The organism is Streptomyces lancefieldiae (assembly GCF_031845825.1).
Lineage (GTDB): Bacteria > Actinomycetota > Actinomycetes > Streptomycetales > Streptomycetaceae > Streptomyces > Streptomyces lancefieldiae.
Genome location: NZ_JAVRFH010000442.1, coordinates 1 through 255, shown reverse-complemented (window position 1 = coordinate 255; position 255 = coordinate 1). Strand labels below are relative to the sequence as shown.

General features: G+C 66.7%; 1 pseudogene. It reads left to right on the top strand.

Annotated features, from left to right (window positions below):
• Positions 1 to 255: pseudogene (locus RM812_RS42880) on the top strand (trehalose synthase); the annotation flags it as partial.

The following is a 255-nucleotide window of genomic DNA, read 5'->3' as shown; positions in this document are numbered from 1 at the left end:
ACGTCGTCGACTACTTCGGCGACTACGCCTCCGGCGGCGACGAGTGCCACATGGCCTTCCACTTCCCGGTCATGCCCCGCATCTTCATGGCGGTGCGCCGCGAGTCCCGCTACCCGGTCTCCGAGATTCTCGCCAAGACCCCGGCCATCCCGTCGGGCTGCCAGTGGGGCATCTTCCTGCGCAACCACGACGAGCTGACCCTGGAGATGGTCACCGACGAGGAGCGCGACTACATGTGGGCCGAGTACGCCAAGG